This window comes from Desulfurococcus sp., assembly GCF_049970475.1.
Lineage (GTDB): Archaea > Thermoproteota > Thermoprotei_A > Sulfolobales > Desulfurococcaceae > Desulfurococcus > Desulfurococcus amylolyticus.
On sequence record NZ_JBMFMW010000107.1, the window covers coordinates 1 to 3,736 of the forward strand.

Consider the following 3,736-nt stretch of genomic DNA (forward strand, 5'->3'; position numbering starts at 1 on the left):
GATCCTGTGGTCTTCTCGAATCAGCCTCGCCCCCTTATCCCGGGTGTTTCGGGAAGATGAAACATCTACACGGTAAAAAAGTATATGCAATGATAATAGCAGAAGACTAACACCAACACATACAAACCATTATAAAACCAGGAACAACTTGATGAGGCCGGGTCTTCTCTACTTTGTAATTCATAATATGTTCCACTCCTAGATATACTCACAATCGATTTAATCTTAATTAAAGTTTAAGTATACTCTATTCCATAATAGTATGTGGTGTCCCTTATTGAAGATCTGCAGCGTCAGTGAGATGAGGTTGATCGATGAGGAGGCTCAAAAATACGGGTTATCCAGTATTATATTAATGGAGGAGGCTGGTAGCGCCCTTTACACAGTAATACTCAGGGAATACGGTGTTGAAGGAAGAAGGTTCACGGTTATAGCTGGGACGGGCAACAACGGCGGCGACGCGCTTGTAGCTGCTAGGAGACTACATGCAGGCGGCGGATTTGTCGAGGTATTCATCGTGGGCAACCCGATTAAGATGAGTGAAGCAGCGAGAACCAACCGTGATATCCTGGTTAAAATGGGCATACCGGTTAAATACGTCTCCAGCGATGAGGAGGTCAGCGCACTCGAGGAATCCATCAATAGGGCAGACGTACTTTTAGTGGGATTAATAGGTATAGGGTTGAGGGGAGAGGTATCCGGGCTACCTAGAAGAATCATTGAATTAGTCAACTCTAGTGGAAAACCAGTTGTAAGTGTTGACATACCATCTGGTGTTGAAGGGGACACCGGACTAGTGAGGGGTGTAGCGGTTAAGTCAAGTATCACTGTCGCCTTCGGCATGCCGAAATATGGTAATATATTGTATCCAGGCTACCATTACTGTGGGAAGCTATATGTATCAATGCTCTCGTACCCGAGGGGCATCATCGAATCAGTTAGGGCTGAGTTGAATACTCCTGTGAAACTCCCTGAGAGGCCTAGATGGGGTCATAAAGGAGTATTTGGGAAACTACTCGCCGTAGCCGGCGCTAGATACTATTATGGTGCACCATACTATGTATCCCTATCATTCCTCAAGGTGGGAGGTGGATATTCTAGGCTAGCAGCACCTAAAGGCATCATACCCTATATAGCCTCCAGGGCTCATGAAGTAGTCTACATCCCCCTTGAGGAGACGAGTGAGGGCACCATAGCCCTCGGCAACCTCGAGAAGATACTGGGAGTCATAGAGGAACATAGCATAGATATTGTAGCAGTTGGGCCAGGGGTCTCGTTAAATAATGAGACACAGGAGCTCGTAAGAGAGCTCGTGGAGTCGATAGATAAGCCGGTTATAATCGATGGAGATGGGATAACAGCTGTATCCGGGAACCCTGATGTGGTGAAGAAGAGGAAGGCTCCCACTATCGTAACGCCTCACCCGGCCGAGTTCTCGAGGCTTGTTAACAAGCCTTTGAAAGAGGTACAGGAGAACCCGGTGGAGTACTTGAGGAAAGCATGTATGGAGCTAGGCTCCTACATAGTGTATAAGGGAGCCCATAGCATGATATGCTATCCGGATGGATACATATATGTGAATATGACGGGTAATCCAGGCATGGCTAAAGCTGGAAGCGGTGATGTACTCACAGGCGCTATAGCAGGGATGTATGGTATAGGGTTGAGGAACATCGGTGAAGCTGTGAGAATGGGGGTGCTTGTACACGGTCTCGCCGGGGATTTAGCAGCTGAGGATATAGGAGAGGATGGTGTCACCCCGGATACTATTATGGAGTATTTGCCTAAAGCTGTTAAGGTGTTAAGGGAGAATCCTGGCCTCATAGTTGATAAATACATGCCTAAACAAGTTTAAACCCATTGACTAGTTAGATAAAATCCAGGTCCATGTTTGCACTATACTTGTACTTCTCATACTCTTCCTGGTTCCTGGGCTTTCTCATGACGTAGAGTTTCTCATGATATATGAGTAGAAAATCCCTGTCCTTGAGCCTAGACCATACCTCTCTTGTCGTCTTCATTTTATGCTGTATCTTCACCACCTCCTCCCTGAGGATGAAGCCTCTTCTTAAAAGAATCTCCAGTACATGATGGGATATTGGCACGTAGTATTTACGGATACGAGTATCCCCTATAAGTATTCCAAGATGTCCCCCCGGCTTTAAGACCCTATAGATCTCCCCAGTCGCTTCATTAAACCATTTAAGATACTCCTCTAGGCTACTCGCCCTCGAGAGATCGCCGTCAACTCTACTGCTATACTTAATTATATTAAAATATGGCGGGTGAGTAATCACCAGATCTATTGTTTCATCCCTTACCCTGCTGAGCCTCCTGGCATCGCCATGATAGATCTCTACCACAGCCCTCCTAGCGTTCTCCAAGTCTATACTGCCTGCATCATTCGGCGGGTTCTCGAGGGTTTTTTCAAGCCAGTACAGCCTGTGGAGAGTAAGGATCACGGCCTCGTAGCTTATGTCGACGCCTATGCAGTTCCTGCCGAGGAGCTTAGCCTCTATGCAAGTGGTGCCAGAGCCGATCATGGGGTCTAGCACTATGTCGCCTGGGTTACTATACCTTTCAATCAGTAACCTAGCTACCTGGGGAGGCCAGTTACCCCTGTAGTCGCCTCTATGAGTAGCCCATGTACCCCTCTTAGGGAAACTCCATACTGTTGAGGAGGAATCAGGGAGTTCCTCGGGTAGCGGCATCATCCTCTTAACCTTAATGGGCTTTAATTCTATCTCCTCTCCCTCAACAATCACCGTGTTTCTCTTGGAGACGTAGTTCAGATACTCGTTGTAGTCAACGAGCCTCATTGATTACCCTACCAATGTATTAAGATATAGGGCCGAGAAATATATTTGTTGAAACAACGAATATAATCTTTTAAACGATTAATCCTTATACCATGCCTTCATGTATCAATCTATATCTAAATTCATCGGACACGACTGGTTCATCCTACTTTACCATCTTTCTATATTGAATAGTATCTCTAGTAGGTTCTTAGACCATTTAAACCTCACCTTACCTATTTTCATCCTACCTATGTTCCTCGTAGAGGGTATGCAGTATGAATGATATCAGTAATGAGGTTAGAACCCATACAGCACTCCACGTCCTTAAAGGCGCTGCCGTGAAAGTACTCGAGGAAACGCGTTATGGGCTGCCTCAACATGTGTTGAGGGAAGCATGGAGGACTTACTGTACAGTTTGACCCATAAACTCAGCGATGACGAGGTGGAGGCTATTTATGGAATATAAACGCATGCAATAAGCAACACCTACCCTTGTTAACCAATGAAGTAAGCGGTGTTAACCGGTATTTTCTACATATCTCCATATGGGTCTTCATCACATCATCTCTGGTTGAGTTCCAGTGTTTTAGGATTTCAGCAGTATTCTATGGCTTGACTACAAGAATGCTTCTACCACAGATCAGGTAGTTGATCATGACCGGGTATCTGGTATTATATTAAGTAGTGTGATGTTTTTATTTTTGTTTCTAAACAGGTTTATGAATTTATAAAACTAATTGAACATATAGAGTAGTGTAGGGATTTATATTGATCGAGGTTAAAAACGTATCGAAATCTTTTGGAAAGGCGAGGGTTCTTTCTGATGTCTCATTCAATGTTGGTAACGGCGAGGTAGTTGGTTACGTTGGCTTGAACGGTTCTGGTAAGACAACTACTATAAGGATAATAGTAGGTGTCTTAAACCCAGACAGCGG

The 3,736-nt window shown here is 44.9% G+C and carries 4 protein-coding genes; 3 read left to right on the forward strand and 1 reads right to left on the reverse strand.

Annotated features, from left to right (window positions below; all coding sequences use genetic code 11):
* Positions 1-262 precede the first annotated feature (262 nt).
* On the forward strand, positions 263-1,855 hold the full coding sequence (locus ACP5N5_RS06105) for an NAD(P)H-hydrate dehydratase (protein ID WP_423777203.1): 1,593 nt from the start codon (positions 263-265) through the stop codon (positions 1,853-1,855).
* Between the two features lie 13 nt (positions 1,856-1,868).
* Here the strand turns inward: ACP5N5_RS06105 and ACP5N5_RS06110 are convergent, their stop codons facing one another.
* Positions 1,869-2,819: a TRM11 family SAM-dependent methyltransferase gene (locus tag ACP5N5_RS06110; protein WP_428133976.1), complete on the reverse strand. Its 951-nt coding sequence runs from the start codon at positions 2,817-2,819 to the stop codon at positions 1,869-1,871.
* Positions 2,820-3,076: 257 nt separating this feature from the next.
* Between ACP5N5_RS06110 and ACP5N5_RS06115 the strand changes: the two genes are divergently transcribed.
* Positions 3,077-3,220 (forward strand): hypothetical protein, encoded by a 144-nt coding sequence (locus ACP5N5_RS06115; protein ID WP_012608154.1) that lies wholly within the window; start codon positions 3,077-3,079, stop codon positions 3,218-3,220.
* Between the two features lie 349 nt (positions 3,221-3,569).
* Positions 3,570-3,736: ATP-binding cassette domain-containing protein (locus tag ACP5N5_RS06120; RefSeq protein WP_428133980.1), on the forward strand; the 167-nt coding region annotated here is incomplete at its 3' end.

Coding starts and splice junctions, on each gene's coding strand:
- ACP5N5_RS06105 (WP_423777203.1), top strand. CDS start 263: ATGTGGTGTCCCTTATTGAAGATCTGCAGCGTCAGTGAGATGAGGTTG.
- ACP5N5_RS06110 (WP_428133976.1), bottom strand. CDS start 2,819: ATGAGGCTCGTTGACTACAACGAGTATCTGAACTACGTCTCCAAGAGA.
- ACP5N5_RS06115 (WP_012608154.1), top strand. CDS start 3,077: ATGAATGATATCAGTAATGAGGTTAGAACCCATACAGCACTCCACGTC.